General features: G+C 58.6%; 15 protein-coding genes and 1 CRISPR repeat array. Of the genes, 14 read left to right on the top strand and 1 reads right to left on the bottom strand.

What is annotated here, in order from left to right:
• Nucleotides 1-112: 112 nt before the first annotated feature.
• From cas10 to NW812_RS07885, 14 genes are all read left to right on the top strand, one after another.
• Nucleotides 113-3,100, top strand: a complete 2,988-nt coding sequence (gene cas10, locus NW812_RS07950) for a type III-B CRISPR-associated protein Cas10/Cmr2 (protein WP_414395671.1) — start codon at nt 113-115, stop codon at nt 3,098-3,100.
• A complete protein-coding gene (locus NW812_RS07945; RefSeq protein WP_414395669.1) occupies nt 3,097-4,230 on the top strand; it encodes a type III-B CRISPR module-associated protein Cmr3 in 1,134 nt (377 codons plus the stop codon). The genes cas10 and NW812_RS07945 overlap by 4 nt, the downstream gene beginning before the upstream one ends.
• Nucleotides 4,231-4,275: 45 nt before the next feature.
• Nucleotides 4,276-5,046: a type III-B CRISPR module RAMP protein Cmr4 gene (gene cmr4 / locus NW812_RS07940; protein WP_414395667.1), complete on the top strand. Its 771-nt coding sequence runs from the start codon at nt 4,276-4,278 to the stop codon at nt 5,044-5,046.
• Nucleotides 5,047-5,059: 13 nt separating this feature from the next.
• The gene (locus NW812_RS07935) at nt 5,060-5,452 is read left to right on the top strand and encodes a hypothetical protein (protein ID WP_099812778.1); all 393 of its coding nucleotides are present in this window, start codon (nt 5,060-5,062) and stop codon (nt 5,450-5,452) included.
• Nucleotides 5,452-6,093 (top strand): Uma2 family endonuclease, encoded by a 642-nt coding sequence (locus NW812_RS07930; RefSeq protein WP_414395665.1) that lies wholly within the window; start codon nt 5,452-5,454, stop codon nt 6,091-6,093. Before NW812_RS07935 ends, NW812_RS07930 begins: the two co-directional genes overlap by 1 nt.
• Before the next feature lie 29 nt (nt 6,094-6,122).
• A complete protein-coding gene (locus NW812_RS07925) occupies nt 6,123-8,081 on the top strand; it encodes an RAMP superfamily CRISPR-associated protein (protein ID WP_414395663.1) in 1,959 nt (652 codons plus the stop codon).
• Between the two features lie 32 nt (nt 8,082-8,113).
• Nucleotides 8,114-8,413: a CRISPR-associated protein Csx18 gene (csx18, locus tag NW812_RS07920; RefSeq protein ID WP_099812781.1), complete on the top strand. Its 300-nt coding sequence runs from the start codon at nt 8,114-8,116 to the stop codon at nt 8,411-8,413.
• A complete protein-coding gene (gene cas1, locus NW812_RS07915) occupies nt 8,413-9,402 on the top strand; it encodes a CRISPR-associated endonuclease Cas1 (RefSeq protein ID WP_414395661.1) in 990 nt (329 codons plus the stop codon). The genes csx18 and cas1 overlap by 1 nt, the downstream gene beginning before the upstream one ends.
• Nucleotides 9,402-9,794 (top strand): CRISPR-associated endonuclease Cas2, encoded by a 393-nt coding sequence (gene cas2 / locus NW812_RS07910; RefSeq protein WP_414395659.1) that lies wholly within the window; start codon nt 9,402-9,404, stop codon nt 9,792-9,794. Before cas1 ends, cas2 begins: the two co-directional genes overlap by 1 nt.
• 136 nt (nt 9,795-9,930) lie before the next feature.
• Nucleotides 9,931-11,427: a CRISPR direct-repeat array (repeat unit 36 nt; unit sequence GTTCCCCCTTCGGGGGGATCCCTAGAAATTGGAAAC).
• Between the two features lie 73 nt (nt 11,428-11,500).
• Complete coding sequence (gene cfa, locus NW812_RS07905; protein ID WP_414395657.1) at nt 11,501-12,640, top strand: cyclopropane fatty acyl phospholipid synthase; 1,140 nt, start codon at nt 11,501-11,503, stop codon at nt 12,638-12,640.
• Between the two features lie 116 nt (nt 12,641-12,756).
• A complete protein-coding gene (locus tag NW812_RS07900; protein ID WP_414395655.1) occupies nt 12,757-13,200 on the top strand; it encodes a SufE family protein in 444 nt (147 codons plus the stop codon).
• Nucleotides 13,201-13,212: 12 nt separating this feature from the next.
• Entirely contained in the window at nt 13,213-14,298 is a 1,086-nt protein-coding gene (locus tag NW812_RS07895; protein ID WP_414395653.1) for a metal ABC transporter solute-binding protein, Zn/Mn family, read from the top strand.
• The gene (locus NW812_RS07890) at nt 14,295-15,071 is read left to right on the top strand and encodes a metal ABC transporter ATP-binding protein (RefSeq protein ID WP_414395651.1); all 777 of its coding nucleotides are present in this window, start codon (nt 14,295-14,297) and stop codon (nt 15,069-15,071) included. The genes NW812_RS07895 and NW812_RS07890 overlap by 4 nt, the downstream gene beginning before the upstream one ends.
• Nucleotides 15,072-15,080: 9 nt before the next feature.
• Nucleotides 15,081-16,010: a metal ABC transporter permease gene (locus NW812_RS07885; protein WP_414395649.1), complete on the top strand. Its 930-nt coding sequence runs from the start codon at nt 15,081-15,083 to the stop codon at nt 16,008-16,010.
• Here NW812_RS07885 and NW812_RS07880 read toward each other — a convergent pair.
• Nucleotides 15,913-16,707: a hypothetical protein gene (locus tag NW812_RS07880; RefSeq protein ID WP_414395647.1), complete on the bottom strand. Its 795-nt coding sequence runs from the start codon at nt 16,705-16,707 to the stop codon at nt 15,913-15,915. The two genes, NW812_RS07885 and NW812_RS07880, sit on opposite strands and share 98 nt — an antisense overlap.
• Nucleotides 16,708-16,760: the final 53 nt, after the last annotated feature.

Raw genomic sequence — 16,760 nt, 5'->3', positions numbered from 1 at the left:
CAAGGGGGATCGACGGATGGTGTTTTGTAGCCTCTGTAACCTCGACACCAGACGGCTGCCGGGTTCTTGTCTTTAGTTGTTCTAAACGTCCCCTTCCTGCTGCGAGAACACCATGGCTTATCACTACTGGCAGGCGAAGCTTTGGGGTCTGCTGCACGACCCCGCCCTCAAGGCCCTCCACGACGCCTCTGGCCGCGCCAAGGAAGGACTGTGGCCAAACCTAGCGGCGATGCGGGGGTGGATCTCGCCCAAGGCAGAGGGATCTCCTCTAGAAAGCGTTGGCGATGCGGATCTGGTCGCCTCCGCCAGCGATCGGGCTGCTATTGGCCACCTGCCGGTTGCCATCGACTACCAGGTAGCTGATTGCAGCCAGAGCCTGGGGCCGGGCCTAGAGATGAGCCATCTCCTTTCGGGGCGCAAGCGCTTTTGGCAACTGCCCGAAGAAGAACACCGCGCCCTGCGGCAGGCCAGCTCCCGCGCCGAGTACCTGCTGCGGCGGGAAGCAAGGGTGGTTCCCGACTGGATCTGGCAAGAGGAGGACATCCAGAAGGTGTTCTGGTGGTTCTGGCGCTGTTTCCCCCAGGCGTTGGTTCGGGAATTTGGCGATGAAAACCTTCTGCTTTTGCCAGCAGAAACGCGGCTGCCCGATGGATCCCTGTGGAGCCACACCAGCGTTGTGGCGGCCCTGGCAGGCTGTTTGGCCGGCTACGACGAACCCAAGTTCACGCGGCCTTTTTTGGCCAGCTTTACCTTCAACCCCATCCAGGAGCTGATCAAAGCCAGCCGCAAGATGCGGGACTTCTGGGCTGGATCCTGGCTGTTGCACTACCTCTCGGCACGGCTTTGCTGGGAGCTGGCGGAGAAATACGGCCCTGACTGTCTACTCTACCCCAGCCTCTACGGCCAGCCCTTGATCGACGCCTGGCTCTTGAAGCGATATCCCGAATTTGCCCAGTGGATCCCTCAGCCTTCTGCCAACGCCCTCCTCACTGCCGGCTTCCCCAACGTGCTCCTTTTGCTATTGCCCCAAGATCGGGTGCAGGCGGCCATGCAGTTTGCCCAGCAGACCCTCAAAGACGAATGGCGGCAGCTAGCGCAAAAGGCGCTGGAGCACCTGCAACTGGAGCGCCGCTGGCTGGTGCAGTTGCGCCCGGAGGATCCCACCTGGAAGGGATGGCTGGAGCACCAGTGGCAGATCTACTGGGCGGCGGCGCCCCTGGGATCCCCCCACCAAAGGCTTAAAGACACCGCCATCCTCAAGTCCCAGGAGTCCATCGAGCGGGATCCCTGGGTCAGCGCCCAAAACCGCACCTACCATCTCAAAGGAAAGCGGCAGCTTTTTGCCGACCCGGAGCTGAAGTTCCTGCGGATCAGCTTCTGGGATCCCGAAAGGCAGCTGCACCGCCAGCACAAGCCAGGGCTAAACGTAGGCTCCTGGTGGGCAGCGGCAGTGGAGGCGACGCGCCGGCTGCAGGCTGCCTGCAAACAGGCCCGCGATTGGCAGTTGCCGGTGGCCTTTGGGCCGCGCAGCACCGTCTCTGGCCTAGGGCCGGTGGTTCACCCTTCCCCCAGGAATCGCTGGATTAGCGAAGGGGAGAGCCGGCGGCTTTGGCAGCGCCAGGCAGGGCTTTTCGATGGCCGCGAGCAGCTCAACGCCACCGAAACGGTTAAGCGGGCCCTAGACAAGGTGTTGCCGGAGCTCTTCCCCACCCTCGACGAAGACGAGGTCGCCGCTTCCTACCCAGATCTCACTGCTGGCGTGGCCGGTTACCTGAAAACCCACGGGCGACGCGAGCTGGAGCACTTCGAGCAGGCCTGCCGCGCCGTTGAGGCCATCCACCCCGCCATTCGGGAGGTCATCCGAGAAATGCGCGGCAAGTGGGGGATCCCGTGGGCTGACCAGCAAAACCTACGCTACCACCCGCGGCTGCTCAACGCCGGCTGGCTGGTGGAAGACCTGGAAGCGGACGAGGCAACCCAGAAGCGCTGCCGCCAGGAGATAGAAGCCACCCTCAGCCGCTACTACCCCAGCATCAACCCCGCCAGTTGGTACGTGCTGGCCGCGGGCGATGGCGACGACATGGGCCAGTGGCTGAGCGGGGGGAAGATGAAGCCCTACTACGACTACCTGCCCCAGCCGCTGCAGCGCCTAGCGGATGGCCAGAGGGACGCTATTGGCCGCGTCCTCGACTCTGAAGAGCTCAAGCAAGTCAAGGACGCCTTCAGCGAGTTTGTTAAAGCCAGCCGCAAGCGCATGGGCCCAGCCACCCACAGCGCCCTCAGCCGGGCTCTGTTGGATTTTTCTGGCCAGTTGGTGCCCTACCTTACTGAACAGCGCTATGCCGGCAGGCTCATCTACGCCGGGGGGGACGACGTTCTGGCCTACACCAACCTCTGGGAGTGGGATAGTTGGCTCTGGGACATCCGCCAGTGTTTCCGCGGCGGCGAAGACGACTGGCGCGAGTTTGCCAACGAAGGGGACTACTGGCAGTGGCAAAAGGCGCAGTTGCCGGCTGGCCTAAGCCGTCGCCCTCTTTTTACCCTGGGATCCCTGGCCAGCATTAGCTTTGGGGTGGTGATTGCCCACCACTCGGTGCCCCTGGCCATTGCCCTGGAAAACCTCTGGGAGGCCGAACAAGGGGCCAAGGGGCAGGCCTATGCCTCTAGCAGCCCCAAGGACAGCGTCCAGGTGCGGGTGCTGTTTGCCAACGGCAACCAACTGGTGAGCACCTGCAAGTTCGACACCTTCGACAAGTGGAAGGATCTGCTGGACTTCGACTGGAAGCTGTTGGGCCAGAAGCAGGATCAGAGCTCTCTGTTTGAGCAGGCCGCCCAGCTTTGGGAGCAGCACCCAGCCCCCACCTTGGAAGCAGTGCCCGATTGGGCCCGCTTGTTCTGCAGCCGCCGGGATCTCTTTCGCGGCGAAAGTGAGCAGAAGGATCGCTTCCAGGCCAAGCTGGTCGAGTTTATTCAGCACTTCTGGCAGCACAGCCTGCCCGCCCAGCCGGCGGCGTGGGATCTGGCCATCAAAAACTGGTTCAAGCTGGCGGCCTTTGTGCTGCGCAACCGCACCGTGGAATTGGGGAGAAATGCGCGATGAGTTGGTTTGTGCTCTCGCCTTTGGATGTGTGGATGTTTCGCGATGCCAAGCCCTTTGCGCCGGGGGAGCGGGCCTGGGCCACCAGCGGCTTTCCGCCCAGCGGGCACACCCTTGCCGGCGCTATCCTAGCTCACCTGGGCCAGCCGGCAACCCTGCGCCTCTGCGGCCCCTTTCTCTGCTGCGAGGAGCAGCTTTACTTCCCCAGCCCCTTGCACCTTTACCAGGGATCCCCCCTGGTGCCCATCCCCTGGCTGGAAGAGGGCCATGCCTACGGCAGCTACCGCTGGGATCCCACCCGGCCAGCCCCTCTGGTGACAGCGGCTCAGCTCGAGGAAGAAAAAAGCCCGCAAAGCCACAAGCAAAAGGCTGCTGGCTACCTACCCTGGCAGGCGGTGCAAAAAGCCCTGCAAGGCAAGGGCTGGGATCTGGAGCAGGCAGTAAAGTCCCCCTGGGTAGAGGAAGTGCGGCCCCACAACACCCTGCAGGCAGGCAAACGCCAGGTGCGGGAGACCGATGGCTACTTTGTGGAAACCTGCATCCGCCTGCAGCCCGGCTGGAGCCTGGCTCTTTCCATCGAGTGCTGGGATCCAGAGCGCGAAAGCTGGGATCCCTTGCCCCTAGCGCAGGAAGTAGTGGTGCGGCTAGGGGGAGAAGGCCACGCTGCTCTCCTCAGCCCCTGCCCAAAGCTGGGCAAGCAGTGGCAAGTGCTGCAGGAGCTCTCCCAGCAGACCTTCCGGCAAGCCCGCCGAGCTCTGGCCTACCTGGTGACCCCCGGCGTGTTCATCAAAAAGGTGGAGGGGCGCTCCCTCTGCCGCGCCTGGCCCTGGGAATGGCGCTTGGCCACCCCTCATCCTGCCCACTCCCTCACTGGCCCTCTGGTGAGCGTGGCCACCGGCAAACCGGTTCCCATTAGTGGCCGCCTGCGGGTGGAGTCCCTGACAGAGCCGCGCAAGACCAGCCTGCCAGCTCCGCAAGTGTTTGCCGCCCCGCCTGGCAGCATCTACTACCTGGAGCATCCAGCTCCCCTTGCCCAGGACGAGCCGGAGCTGGAAGATGGCCGGCTCAACGTCTTCCACCGCTGGCGGCTTCTAGGCTACAGCGAGTTGCTCTGGCTGCCTTGGGCCCATTGAGCTTGCTTTTGAAGTCCTGTTTTAACGGATAAGGAGTGTTTTTCTATGGCCTTTCACCTGGTCTATCTCACCTTGCTGACTCCCCTGCACACCGGCGGCACCACCCAGGAAGGCAACCTCTTGGGCATTGCCCGCGAGGCCCACACCAACTTGCCCTACATCCCTTCCAGCACCATCCGCGGCAAATTGCGGGCCAGCGTGGCCGAGAAAGAGTTAAAGTTTGAGCTTTTTGGCAACGAAATTGGGGAGGGGGATCAGCTTACCCAAGGCTCCATTTGGATTGGAGATGGATCCCTCTTGTGGGTGCCGGTGGCTTCCCTCAGCCACGGGGTAGTCTGGATTAGCTGCCCCCTCTTGCTCAAGCGCTGGCTGCGGCTAAGTGGTCAAAAGTTGGATGCGCCGGATCCCTATAGCACCAACTTGGAGACAAACCGACCCATCTACCTTAAGGATGCCATCCTAAAAAATGGCCTGAAAAAGTGGGAAAACTGGCAAAGCTTTGTCAAATCTTCCAGCATTAGCCGCGTCCTTGTCTTGCCGGATCAGCACTGTGCCACCCTTATTCAAATGAGCCTGTGGCGGCAGGTAAAAGTTAAGCTCAGCGAGCACAAAGTTGTAGAAGGCGGCTTTCGCTACGAAGAGGCCATCCCCCCCGATAGCCTGATGTACTTTACCTGGGGGGTAACAGCCCAGGCCAACGGCAGTTCCCAAGAAGCAGTGGAGCAATTTCAGAAGCTTCTCCAGAAGAACCAACTTCTACAAATTGGCGGCCAAGAGAGCCTAGGCCGGGGCTTTGTCGAGTTGTCTTGGAACTAGTTGAGGAGGCTTTATGGAAACTTTTGATCCCCGCACGTTGGCCAAGCCCGTTTACGAATCCCTTCGCCAGTTAAGGGCTCAAACCAGAGACCAAGAAAAGCTTAAGGAGCAGAAAAACCAGGCTGTGGAGCTCTACACCTACCTTTCCACCTGGGGCCTGCTGCGCCTTAAGGCAGAAGAAGATGCCCTCAACCAGGAAGGGAAAAAACAAGTAGTCAAGGAGTTTTTTGATTGCCTAGAAGAGATCTCTGGCCAAAAGGGAATTGCTAACTCCAACGGCCTGGATCGTCTTATGCAATTGGGAGTTGAAGAGTATCTAGGTTTAACAGGGCTAGGTCTGGCTTTGGCTCAGGAATTCGGCTTTTGGGCTATGGCCATCTACCACGACATTAAAGGAGGAGAGTAATGGGCGTCGCGATCCCCCTGCAAGCGATTTCCCTGCAAGAAGGCAGCCGAGTGGTTATTCATTCTCTTACCTGGCAAGACTGCGAGAGCATTCTGGAGGAGCTGGGCGAAGATCGCCACACTCGCATTGCCTACTACGATGGCACTTTTGAGATCATGTCTCCTTTATCCAAACACGAGCGCCTTCATCGCATTGCCAGTGACATTGTAAAGGCTCTCTTAGATGCTCAGGGGAGAGATTGGGAAGACTTTGGCTCAACAACCCTCAAAAAGCCAGGCAGAGCTGGCGTGGAGCCCGACACCTGCTTCTATGTCAATCACCTGGAGTTGGTGCGAGGTTGCGAGGGCAGGATCGATGTCGATCAGTTGCCCCCACCTGATCTGGCCATCGAGTCCGACGTTACTTCCCGAACTTTTATCGAGGCCTATAGAGCCATCGGCGTGCCGGAAGTTTGGATCTTGGGTGAGCGAAGTTTGCGGATCTTTATTCTGCAGGGAGAAGACTACGTAGAATCAAGCTGCAGCTGGCTTTTTCCAGACTTCGACATCCCCAAGCTTGTGCCTCAGCTCATTCAACGGGCCTTAGAGATTGGCACCAGCGCCATGCTGCGTGAATTTCGGCAAACTCTTGGCAACTCCTAACCCTTTTTCCCTTTTTTGGAGAAGATCCCATGACTGGTCATCGCTCTGCCCGTCCTGGCAACACTCCCCAGCCGCTTCCTCGTCCTCCCAGGCCAGGGGATCCCAGCCGCCAGCCACCCCAGGAAAATCGACCTAAAGGAGGTAATGGTGGGGGAAACCAGCCGCGCGGTGGAGGTGGTGGCCGAGGGGGAAACAATTCTCAGCCCTCACTGTGGCTAGGTCACCCCTTGGATCCCACGCCCAACCCCGATCCCACCGCTGGCTTTGTTGAATATTTGCGCTGGATGCGAGCGCCGCTCGATGCTTTTAAAGACGGCACCAAGGCGGAGCTGGCGCACCAAGTGGAAACCAGGATCAACTTTGGAGCTCGCTTGAAGGTTTTGAATGAGCGCACCCAGCGTATTGCCAGCAACACCTTTCAGGTCACCTGTCCCTGGCGAATTCGAGTCGGTGGAGCCAAAGGCCCGGAGAGCATGCTGCTCCCTGCTTTCGATCACTTAGGGATCCCTTACATTCCCAGCTCCACCCTGCGCGGCGTAGCCCGATCCCAGGCCATTCGAGAGCTGATGCGGGAGCGCGACCTCTCTTGGGAGGAAGCGGACAAAGCTGTAGCTCCTTGGTTTGGTCACCTACAAGCTGACGAACAAGACAGTGCTGGCAAGGTAATTTTTCTGGATGCCTACCCTATGCCCACTCGGCCCCAGAGGTGGGAGGATCCCGATAACTCCAAAACCGGAGGCCTGGCGGTAGATATCGCCAACAATATCTGGAAATGGAGTGGAAAAAATCTTGACTACTCGCCTAACCCTAACTTATTCTTTTCTCTCAAACAAGCCACTTTTTTGATTGGCCTACGCAAAGGCCCCGGCTGTACCGACCAGATATTGGCTCAAGTCAAGGAGTGGCTGATCCAGGGTCTAGAGCAAGGGGTGGGATCCCAGGTGAATACTGGCTATGGCCGGCTGATCCCCCTAGGAAAATCGCTGGACAAGATGCCAGGGGAATTCTTGCGGCTGCCCTTCGAGCTAGAAGGCCAACTTATTCACGGGCGTCAAGTAGCTAACTGGAATCCGGATAAGAATCGCTATGATAATCGACCCATTGCCGAAGTGCGGCCTGTGGCTTTTAAGAATATGCTGCGCTACTGGTTTCGCACTTTTGCCTTGGGGGTTTTGCCGGTTGTTCAGGTTCAGAAGTGGGAAGGACAACTGTTTGGCTCCATCACCCCCGAGCAGAAACACGGCTGGATCCATGTGGATTTGCTGAACGGCAAAGTCTCTCGGCCGGGGCCCAATCAGCGAGGAGAAGCCGCAGGCCAACAGGAAGGGATCCTTGTCTTGAGTTTTTCTAGCGAGTGCCAAAACTACGCTTCCCAAGCAGAGCAGGAGGCGGTGGAAAAGCTCTTTACTAACCTCACCTGGATGATGTTCCATCTGGGGGGTGTGGGCCAAGGTGCTAGAAGACCCTGCTACTCCCGCCAGGATCGCGACCGGCCTCCCTGGTGGCGCGGCTCTACCCTAATTCCCAAGTCAGAGAGTCCCTTCTGGGAGCTGCCAGGATCGGTGGTCGAGTTTCAGAAGCTTTTCCAAAAGCGACTGGGCAGCTTCTTTGAGGCTCTCAAGACTCTAACCCAGCAAGCCATTAACCCCAACAGCCCACAAAGTTTTGGCCGAGTTGACAGGGATAAATGGCCAGAAGCGGTAGATGCTAACTGCAAGATTGTAGTCTGCAGCGGCAGGAAAGATTTCCACAAGCCCTATGCCCTGGCAACTTTGCATCGCTTGGGTCGGCGGGGGGAAGGCCAGTACGACCGATTTTTGTGCGGGGGTGTCCAGGGAGGTGCTCTGCCCTCTCCGGTTTGGATTGCCGATTTGGATGATTACCAAGTGGTTACTGTTTTTGGGGCAACGGCAGATCCTAGGAAAAAGTATCTTGAGGAGCTCAAGAAAGATGCTGATGATTTTCAAGTAATCTGGCCCTTGAGATAGAAGAAATCTCGAAGAATTTTTGGAGAAACAAAATGCCCAAAAAGAAGATCAATGCCAAAGTTCTCAGAAACCTTGTTACAGCCGTAATCAATGGCTCGATTACACTGGCCATTTTGCTCATTGCTCCCTTGGGCCTGGCAGCCGTGATTACCAACACTATTTTGGTTGCCATTGCCAGCTTCTTTTCTGGAAGCTTAACAGAGATGGTCATGGATCTTTTGTCAAGCCCTGAAATTGACGTGGAGGTTTTGCCAGAAGAGCGCCAATCCAAGACCAGCACTTCCATAGAGCCAAGGCGAGGCTCAGAGAGTCTGCGTCGAGATGATCAATAATGCGAACCTTGTATGTTTCCCAGCAAGGGTGCAGGCTAAGCCTCAGGCAAGAGTTTGTGCTGGTTCATTTGGGCGAGTCGCTCTTGCAGGAGGTGCCTCTACCCTTGCTGGAGCAAATTTTAATCTTTGGCCGATCCCAGGTAACCACAGACGTAGTGAGAGCGTGCCTGAGGCGGAATATTCCTATTGCCTATCTCTCCCGGCTAGGCTATTGCTATGGTCGCCTTGTTCCTATAGAGAGGGGGTACCGCCGCTTAGCTCATTTGCAACAGGCGCTCCCTGAAGAATGGCGATTGCAAACGGCAGCCCAGATGGTGCGAGCCAAGCTTCTCAATAGCCGAGTGCTGCTGATGAGGCAGCTCAGGCAGCGCCCCACTGAGACAGGGGATCTGACCCTGCGCAGTCTGGAACATTTGGCTGCTCAAGCTCTTGAGGCCAAGTCTCTAGATCAATTGCGGGGCATTGAAGGAGCGGCTGCGGCTCTGTATTTCCCGGAATTGGGAAATTGCCTTCAGCAAAGGGGCTTTGTTTTGCTTAACCGCACTCGACAGCCGCCCACTAACCCGGTTAATGCCATGCTCAGCTTTGGCTACATGGTGCTCTGGAACCATCTATTAACCCTGGTTGAGCTGCAAGATTTGGATCCCTATCAGGGTTGCTTGCACGCTAGCAGTGAACGCCATGCTGCTCTGGTTTCGGACTTACTGGAAGAATTTCGGGCGCCTATTGTAGATTCAATAGTCCTCTGGCTGATCAACAAGGGCATTATGAACATCGAAGAAGACTTTGAGTATCGCGATGGTGGCTGTTTTCTAAGTGATAGTGGCAGGAAAAAGTACCTTACAGCTTTCATCCAAAGAATGGAGGGATCCATCCAGACCCCTGACGGAGATCAACCCCGCTGGGATCTGCTAACGCAGCAAGTTAAAAAGTTTAAGCAATCCGTCTATAATCCTCAAGATTTGTACCAGCCCTACCGGATTCGCTGATGTTTCTTTATGTTGTTACCTACGATACTCCCTGCGACAAGCGACGCAAGAAAATTGCCGACCTGCTAGAAGGCTACGGCAAGCGCGTGCAATACAGCGTGTTCGAGTGTGTCCTCGACAAGGACAAGTTCGAGGAGCTCAAGCTACGGCTCCGGAAAAGGGTCAAGCCCGATGAGGACAGCGTCCGCTTCTATCCCCTCACCAGCCACGCCCTTGACCAAGTGGAAATCTGGGGTGGGCCCCCCTTAACTGCACCCCCCACTCGATCGTTGTCTAGCTCAAGCAACTCTCCACCCACTTCAGTACTTGATGTTCTCAAAAGCACACAAAAACGGTATCAACGCTTTTGCGAGCGCCTCGCCAAAACCCGCAAAGGCCGATTCTTTCGTTGACCCGCTCGATGCCTTGCGACACAAGGCTTTCAGGCCTCTCACCCCCCTCTCCCAAGCTCTTTTTTGCCCTCTTCGACCGACCCCCTCGCAAATGGGTCTTGCATTCCTTGCCCTGCTTGGGTTTAATAGGGGTAGAGTTCCCCCTTCGGGGGGATCCCTAGAAATTGGAAACATCATGGTGAACCTCTCCCTTCACAGGGATAAAAGGACGTTCCCCCTTCGGGGGGATCCCTAGAAATTGGAAACATTACGTGCAGTCGCCGAAACCGGTAAATGAGGGAGCCAGTTCCCCCTTCGGGGGGATCCCTAGAAATTGGAAACTCGGGGAGATAGTAGAGTACTACGTAGTACTGCTCGGAGTAGTTCCCCCTTCGGGGGGATCCCTAGAAATTGGAAACGGTTAGGGTATCGATCTCTGGATCCGGATCCCTGTAGTGGAGTTCCCCCTTCGGGGGGATCCCTAGAAATTGGAAACTCTCGCCTCATTTTCTCGGAGCAGGCCTCCAGCCGCTCCGTTCCCCCTTCGGGGGGATCCCTAGAAATTGGAAACGAGACTCCACCAGTGCCACCGTGTCCTGCCGCAGCAGGGTTCCCCCTTCGGGGGGATCCCTAGAAATTGGAAACAATGCCGAGCAGCGACCAGGCGGAGTGAACAGGCGGGTTCCCCCTTCGGGGGGATCCCTAGAAATTGGAAACTCCAAGGCTTGCTTTGTAATCAGCTTGCCGTCTTCTGGTTCCCCCTTCGGGGGGATCCCTAGAAATTGGAAACCTCAAATTGGGTAAAGGATTAGGCCAGTCTTTGGGAGTTCCCCCTTCGGGGGGATCCCTAGAAATTGGAAACATCCAAGGAAGGCCCAGCCACCAGCGGGTACCGACAGCTAGGAGTTCCCCCTTCGGGGGGATCCCTAGAAGTTGGAAACGAAGATGGGATCTACTCCCCCTTGATCACCCCGAGGAGTTCCCCCTTCGGGGGGATCCCTAGAAATTGGAAACCCGAACACTTCCCAGTCATAAAAATCGATGACAATCCCGTTGTTCCCCCTTCGGGGGGATCCCTAGAAATTGGAAACGAGGCGGTGAAGGCCCTGGCCAATGAGGTGGATCGCTCGTTCCCCCTTCGGGGGGATCCCTAGAAATTGGAAACAATTATTTTCTGGGCCACACTTCTGCGCGTTACGCGCGTGAGGTTCCCCCTTCGGGGGGATCCCTAGAAATTGGAAACGGACGCGTAATGTGTACCAAATTGACTTTCTCCGCTCACGACGTTCCCCCTTCGGGGGGATCCCTAGAAATTGGAAACTCACCAAAGTGTCAGTTGTTGGGGTTCCTCTTCTAGTTCCCCCTTCGGGGGGATCCCTAGAAATTGGAAACTTCAGAGCAGCTTGGGCCTGCGCACGTTGCTGCCGCATGTTCCCCCTTCGGGGGGATCCCTAGAAATTGGAAACCTCCTAGCTTGGTAGTGCCAGGGTTCTTTGCCCTCCACGCGGTACACAGTCATAGGCCCCCCTTGCTTCCGCTTCTCTTGTTCCCCCTTCGGGGGGATCCCTAGAAATTGGAAACCCGAACAGAGGGCAGCTAGCGCCCCATTCCTGCTCTTGTTCCCCCTTCGGGGGGATCCCTAGAAATTGGAAACAACTTGTTGGATCCCTTGCCACCTTGGGGTGTATTTGTTGAGTCAGTTTCCCTGTGGTGAGGGATTCCTGAGGATGGGGAAAGGACTCAACAGCTTGCGCTGGCTGGCGCGTCAGTATGCGCTTCGAGTTCTGGATGCTGCCGGTATAACCCTCAATGGCTCACAGCCCTGGGATATTCAAGTTCACGACGAGCGGCTCTACCTGCGCTGCCTGCTCTATGGATCCCTGGGCTTTGGCGAGGCCTACATGGAGGGCTGGTGGGATTGCGAGGCCATTGATGAGTTAGTTTGTCGTCTCCTGACGGCCCAGGTGCCGCAGCGGGTGGGTTGGCTAATTCAGCCTCTAGTGGCTTTGGACAGTTACTTTGTCAACCGCCAGCGGGGCAAGGGGGCATTCGTGGTTGGCCAGCGCCACTACGACCTCGGCAACGACCTCTACGAGGCCATGCTGGATCGCCGCCTAATCTATAGCTGTGCCTACTGGGACGGGGGGGCGCAGACCCTGGACGAGGCCCAGGAAGCCAAGCTGGATCTCATTGCCCGCAAGCTGGATCTGCAGCCCGGCATGCGCGTGCTCGACATCGGCTGTGGCTGGGGCGGCACAGCCCAGTACCTGGCCGAACGCTACGGGGTGCAGGTTGTGGGGATTACTGTTTCCAAAGAGCAAGCCAAACTGGCCAGCGAACGCTGCCGCGGCCTGCCGGTCGAGATTCGGTTAGAAGACTATCGCCAGACCCAGGGAAAGTTCGATCGGATTCTTTCGGTGGGCATGTTCGAGCATGTGGGCTACCGCAACTACCGAACGTTTATGCAGGTAGCCCGTCGCCTCCTGACCGACGATGGTTTGTTGCTTCTTCACACCATCGGCACCAATGTCGCCTACCAAGGTCGGGATCCGTGGACTGAGCGCTACATTTTTCCCAACTCGATGCTGCCCTCGCCTCGTCAAATAACCGCGGCCTTCGAGGGCCTGTTCGTGTTGGAAGACTGGCACAACTTTGGCATCAACTACGTGGCCACCCTAAAAGCTTGGCACGCCAATTTTGAGCGGGCATGGCCCCAACTGGCTAGGCGCTACGACGAGCGCTTCCGCCGCATGTGGCGGCTTTACCTGCTAATGAGCGCTGGCAGCTTCAAGGCCCGGGCTAGCCAGCTCTGGCAACTGGTCCTCTCCCCGAGGGGAGTAAAAGGCGGCTATCGCTCGGTGCGGTAGCAAGATCTAGGCTACCCGCCAACGCTGACTGGCCTAGGCTGCCCCTCACAGCGTCGGCAGGCGCTGAGGCGGCGTGCTACGATTTTGATTATCATTCTCATTCAGCCAGTGGCTTGATGCCCGAAGCTCTGCGGCAGATTGTGGGCCGCTTTCAAAAGGCCAAAACCCCTCGTCAGAAGTACGAGTTGCTCTTGGCCTATGCCAAGCGCCTGCCCCCTTTCCCCGAGTCGCAGCGGACGGAGGAGAATCTGGTGCGGGGTTGCGCCTCGCGGGTGTGGCTAGCCACCGAATTGAGGGACGGCAAGGTCTACATCCAGGGAGATGCCGATGCCCAGTTGGTCAAGGGCTTGGTGGCCATTCTGGTGGAGGGGCTAAGTGGCCTAGCGCCGGAGGAAATTTTGGGGGTTTCCCTGAATTTCGTGCGAGAGATGGGTCTTAACTTCAGCCTTAGCCCTTCCCGCAGCAACGGCCTGGTGAGCATGTTTGCCCTGCTCCAGCAGCGGGCCTTGGCTTTCCAGCAGTTAGGCGCTTCCGACACTGCCGCTTCTGTTGTCTCGTGAGTGGGAGGGCGCATGACCAAGAGGATTACCTCTCCGCGTTTGGCTCAACCTGTGCGGTCGCTGGTCTTGCTGGTGGCCGCTCTCTCAGTCGGGATCCTGGGTTGCTCGCAGACACGCCGGCAAGAGCCCCAGGCTCAGCAGGGATCCAGCCCCCCAAAGGTGGTGACCACGATTTTGCCGATAACGCAATTTACCCGTGCTGTGGCCGGGGATCGGGCAGAAGTCACACCACTCCTTCCCCCTCAGATGGGGACCCACAGCTTTCAGGCTCGGCCCGAAGACGCGCGTCTGCTAGCCCAGGCAGATGTGCTGGTGATCAATGGGTTGGGAATGGAGACCTTTTTGGAGGGATTGCTCGCCAACGCTGGAAACCCCAAGCTGCGCCTTATTGACAGCAGCCAAGGGATCCCGACTCTGCAGACGGAGGAGCCAAAGCATGGGCATTCCCACGGCCACAGCCATGGACACTCCCACAGTCACCCTCATGAGCACAGCCACGGCGAGTTAAACCCCCACATCTGGCTGGATCCGCGGCGGGCCATCCGGCAGGTGGAAAACATCCGCGACGGCCTCATGGCTGCGGATCCCGAGGGGGCAGAGATTTACCGCACCAACGCGGCTGCCTTTATCGAGAAGCTCAAGGCTTTGGACGAGGAAATTGAGCGGCGCCTAGCCCCCTTTGCAGGGAAAAAGTTTGTGGTCTTCCACAACTTTGCCCCCTACTTTGCTGAGCGTTACAACCTCAAGGCCGAGTTCTTGGTGGAGATCCCGGAAGCCAATCCCTCTCCGGAAGATGTGCGGCGGGTCATGGAGACGGTACGGCAGTCGGGCTTAAAGACCATCCTAGTGGAGCCTCAAGTGGGCAAAGACAACCCCTTTGAGGCCTTAGCCCGAGACCTGGGGGTACAGGTCCGCGTTTTCGATCCCATCGAAACGGCTGGCCCAGAGGGTCTGGAGCCAGAGTACTACCTAACCGTCATGCGGCAAAACGTGGAGAACCTGGTCTCCGCCTTTGAGAAGGAAAAGGCCTGGGTTCCCCTGCAGTTGCCCGTGGTGGGCCAAGTTGCCCTCGAACACCTGCTGGCGAGGGGGCGATGACCTCCCACTTGGGCGAAGTTGTCCTTTGGGTGGAGGGGCTGACGGTCTATCGGGGATCCCAGTTGGCCGTGCAGAATGTGTCGTTTGCGCTGGAGGCGGGATCCCATACCGCCATTGTCGGCCCCAATGGTGCCGGCAAGAGCACGTTGGTGCAGGCCATCCTGGGCATCCTGCCGCGGCAGTGTGGCTCGATTGGCATTCTGGGAGAGCCGCTGCGCCTGTCGGGGTACTTGCCCCAGAAAGTGCGGCAGCAGATTGCCTACGTGCCCCAGCGGTTGCAGTTCAACCCCGCCATTCCCCTGACCGTGGCCGAGTTTGTTGCCCTGGGCTGGGGATCCCTTGGACCTCGCTGGCCCTGGCAGCAGCAAGCTGCTCGGCAGGAAGCCGTCCAGAAAGCCCTGCAACGGGCCGAGGCTCTACACCTGGCCTCGAAACTCCTGGGTCAACTCAGCGGCGGCGAGCTGAAGCGGGTGCTGTTGGCCTATTGCCTAGTCTGGCCGCGGCGGCTGCTGGTGCTGGACGAGGCCCCCGCCGGCTTGGATAGCCCCAGCGAAGGGGAGTTCTATCGGATGTTGGAAGAGCTGCGCCGATCCCTGGGCTGGACCATCCTACAAGTCTCCCACGACCTGGAAATGGTGTCCCGCCATTGCGACCGCGTGTTGTGCCTCAATCGCTCCCTGATCTGCCAGGGATCCCCCGAGGTGGCCTTGGCGCCGGAGATGCTGAGCTGCGTCTACGGCCCCGAGTTTGCCCGCTACATCCACCATCACTGAGGAGGGGAAATGCCGGAGACCTGGGCGCGGGTGGTGGAATTGCTGCAGTTGCCCTTCATGCAGCGGGCTCTTCTGGGCGGGGTCCTCACAGGGGTGACGGGGGGGCTGCTGGGCAGTTTTGTCATCTTTCGGCAGTTGGCGTTTTTTAGCGATGCCCTAGGGCATTCGGCGCTCTTGGGTATTGTCGTGGGAGTAGCCTTGGGGCTGAATCCTACGGCGGTGCTGATGGGGTTTGGGGTGGTGTTTGCCCTGGGCGTGACCTTTATCCTGGAACGCACCCAGCTTTCGCCGGATACAGTGCTAAACATCATCTACTCTTCCTCCCTGGCCCTAGCCATCCTCGGCCTGAGCTTGATCCCTGGCTACCGCGGCAACCTCAACCAACTGCTCTTCGGGGATATCTTGGGCATTGGCCTGCCAGCTTTGTGGATGAGCGGCCTGCTCCTGTTGCTGGCCCTGGGGTACATCGGCCTGACCTTGCCTGCCCAGATGCTGCTTACCCTGGACGAGTCGCTGGCGCGGGCGCGAGGGGTGGAAGTGGGCTGGCAGCGGCTAGCCTTTGTGGTGCTGCTGGCTTTGGTGGTGGCGCTGTCGATCCGCTCGGTGGGGGTGCTGTTGGTGAGCGCCTTTGTGGTTATCCCCGCCTCGACGGCGCGGCTTTTGGGATCCAGCTTTACAACCTATGTGCTGCTAGCCATGGCCTTGGGAGGCTTGAGCGCCGTGCTGGGGATCCTCCTTTCGGCTGCCTTTAATCTGCCCTCCGGACCCAGCATTGTTGCCACCCAGTTGCTCTTTTTTCTCCTAGCGATGGTACTAAAGGGGGTATGGCAACTCCACGCCTCTAGCTGCCGGCAACCCCAAAAGCCCTCTGAAACGGCCTTTCCCCCCAGACCTGGCCAAAGAGGCGGCGGTAGCTTTCTGGGAAGACCTGGCCCATGAGGGTAGGCTGCTCGTAAACCCGCTTCAGGGTGTTGAGATCCCGTTTGGTGATGGTGGGCACCCGCAGCAGGCGGCGATTGCCAGTGGCCTTGGCGTGGTGGCCGCCGTACATCAGATCCCGCGGGTTGGGACTATGGCCCCACAGCCCCAGCCCATGGCCAATCTCGTGCCGAGCCACTGCCGTAACCTCTGCTAGCCCCCGGCCTTCGGCGATAACGATGCGCACCCGCTGCTGCAGCGAACCATCGGCGGCGAAGAAAAACTCTGGGCGGGCTGCCCCCGCTATTCCCTCGCCAATGGGAGGAACGCGGTAGATGCTCATCCCGTAGAAGGCCTCCTCTTCTTTGGCTACCACCTTGAGCGGGATATAGGCCGACCACTCCTTCACCGCCTGCTCCACAAAGGCTTTCCACTGGGGGTGATCCCCCTGGATGTAGACGGGGATGGGGTAGAAGGCCCACTGGGCATAAGCTCCGCCTGGCAGCAGCGGCTCGATCTCTTCGAAGTAGTCTCCCGCCGACTTGTCGTAGGCGTAGCGGGCTAGGCCTGGGGGCAGCTTGAGGCGAACCGGCTGCGGCAGCTCTTCTAGGGGTCTCTGCGCCTGAGCCAGGGATCCCACCCCCCCTACCGCCAGGGCAAGGAGCATTGCGCAGGCAATAACCCCAAACTGAAGGATGGAACGCCGCCGCCAGACCATACCTTGGGTCTCTCCCTTTCTGATTAAAGGCTATCGACTGGAAAGGCCCACGT

It is taken from the genome of Synechococcus sp. O70.2, assembly GCF_047462135.1.
Classification (GTDB): domain Bacteria; phylum Cyanobacteriota; class Cyanobacteriia; order Thermostichales; family Thermostichaceae; genus Thermostichus.
The sequence above is the reverse complement of the archived record's forward strand: the minus strand, read 5'-3'. Positions and strand labels throughout refer to the sequence as shown.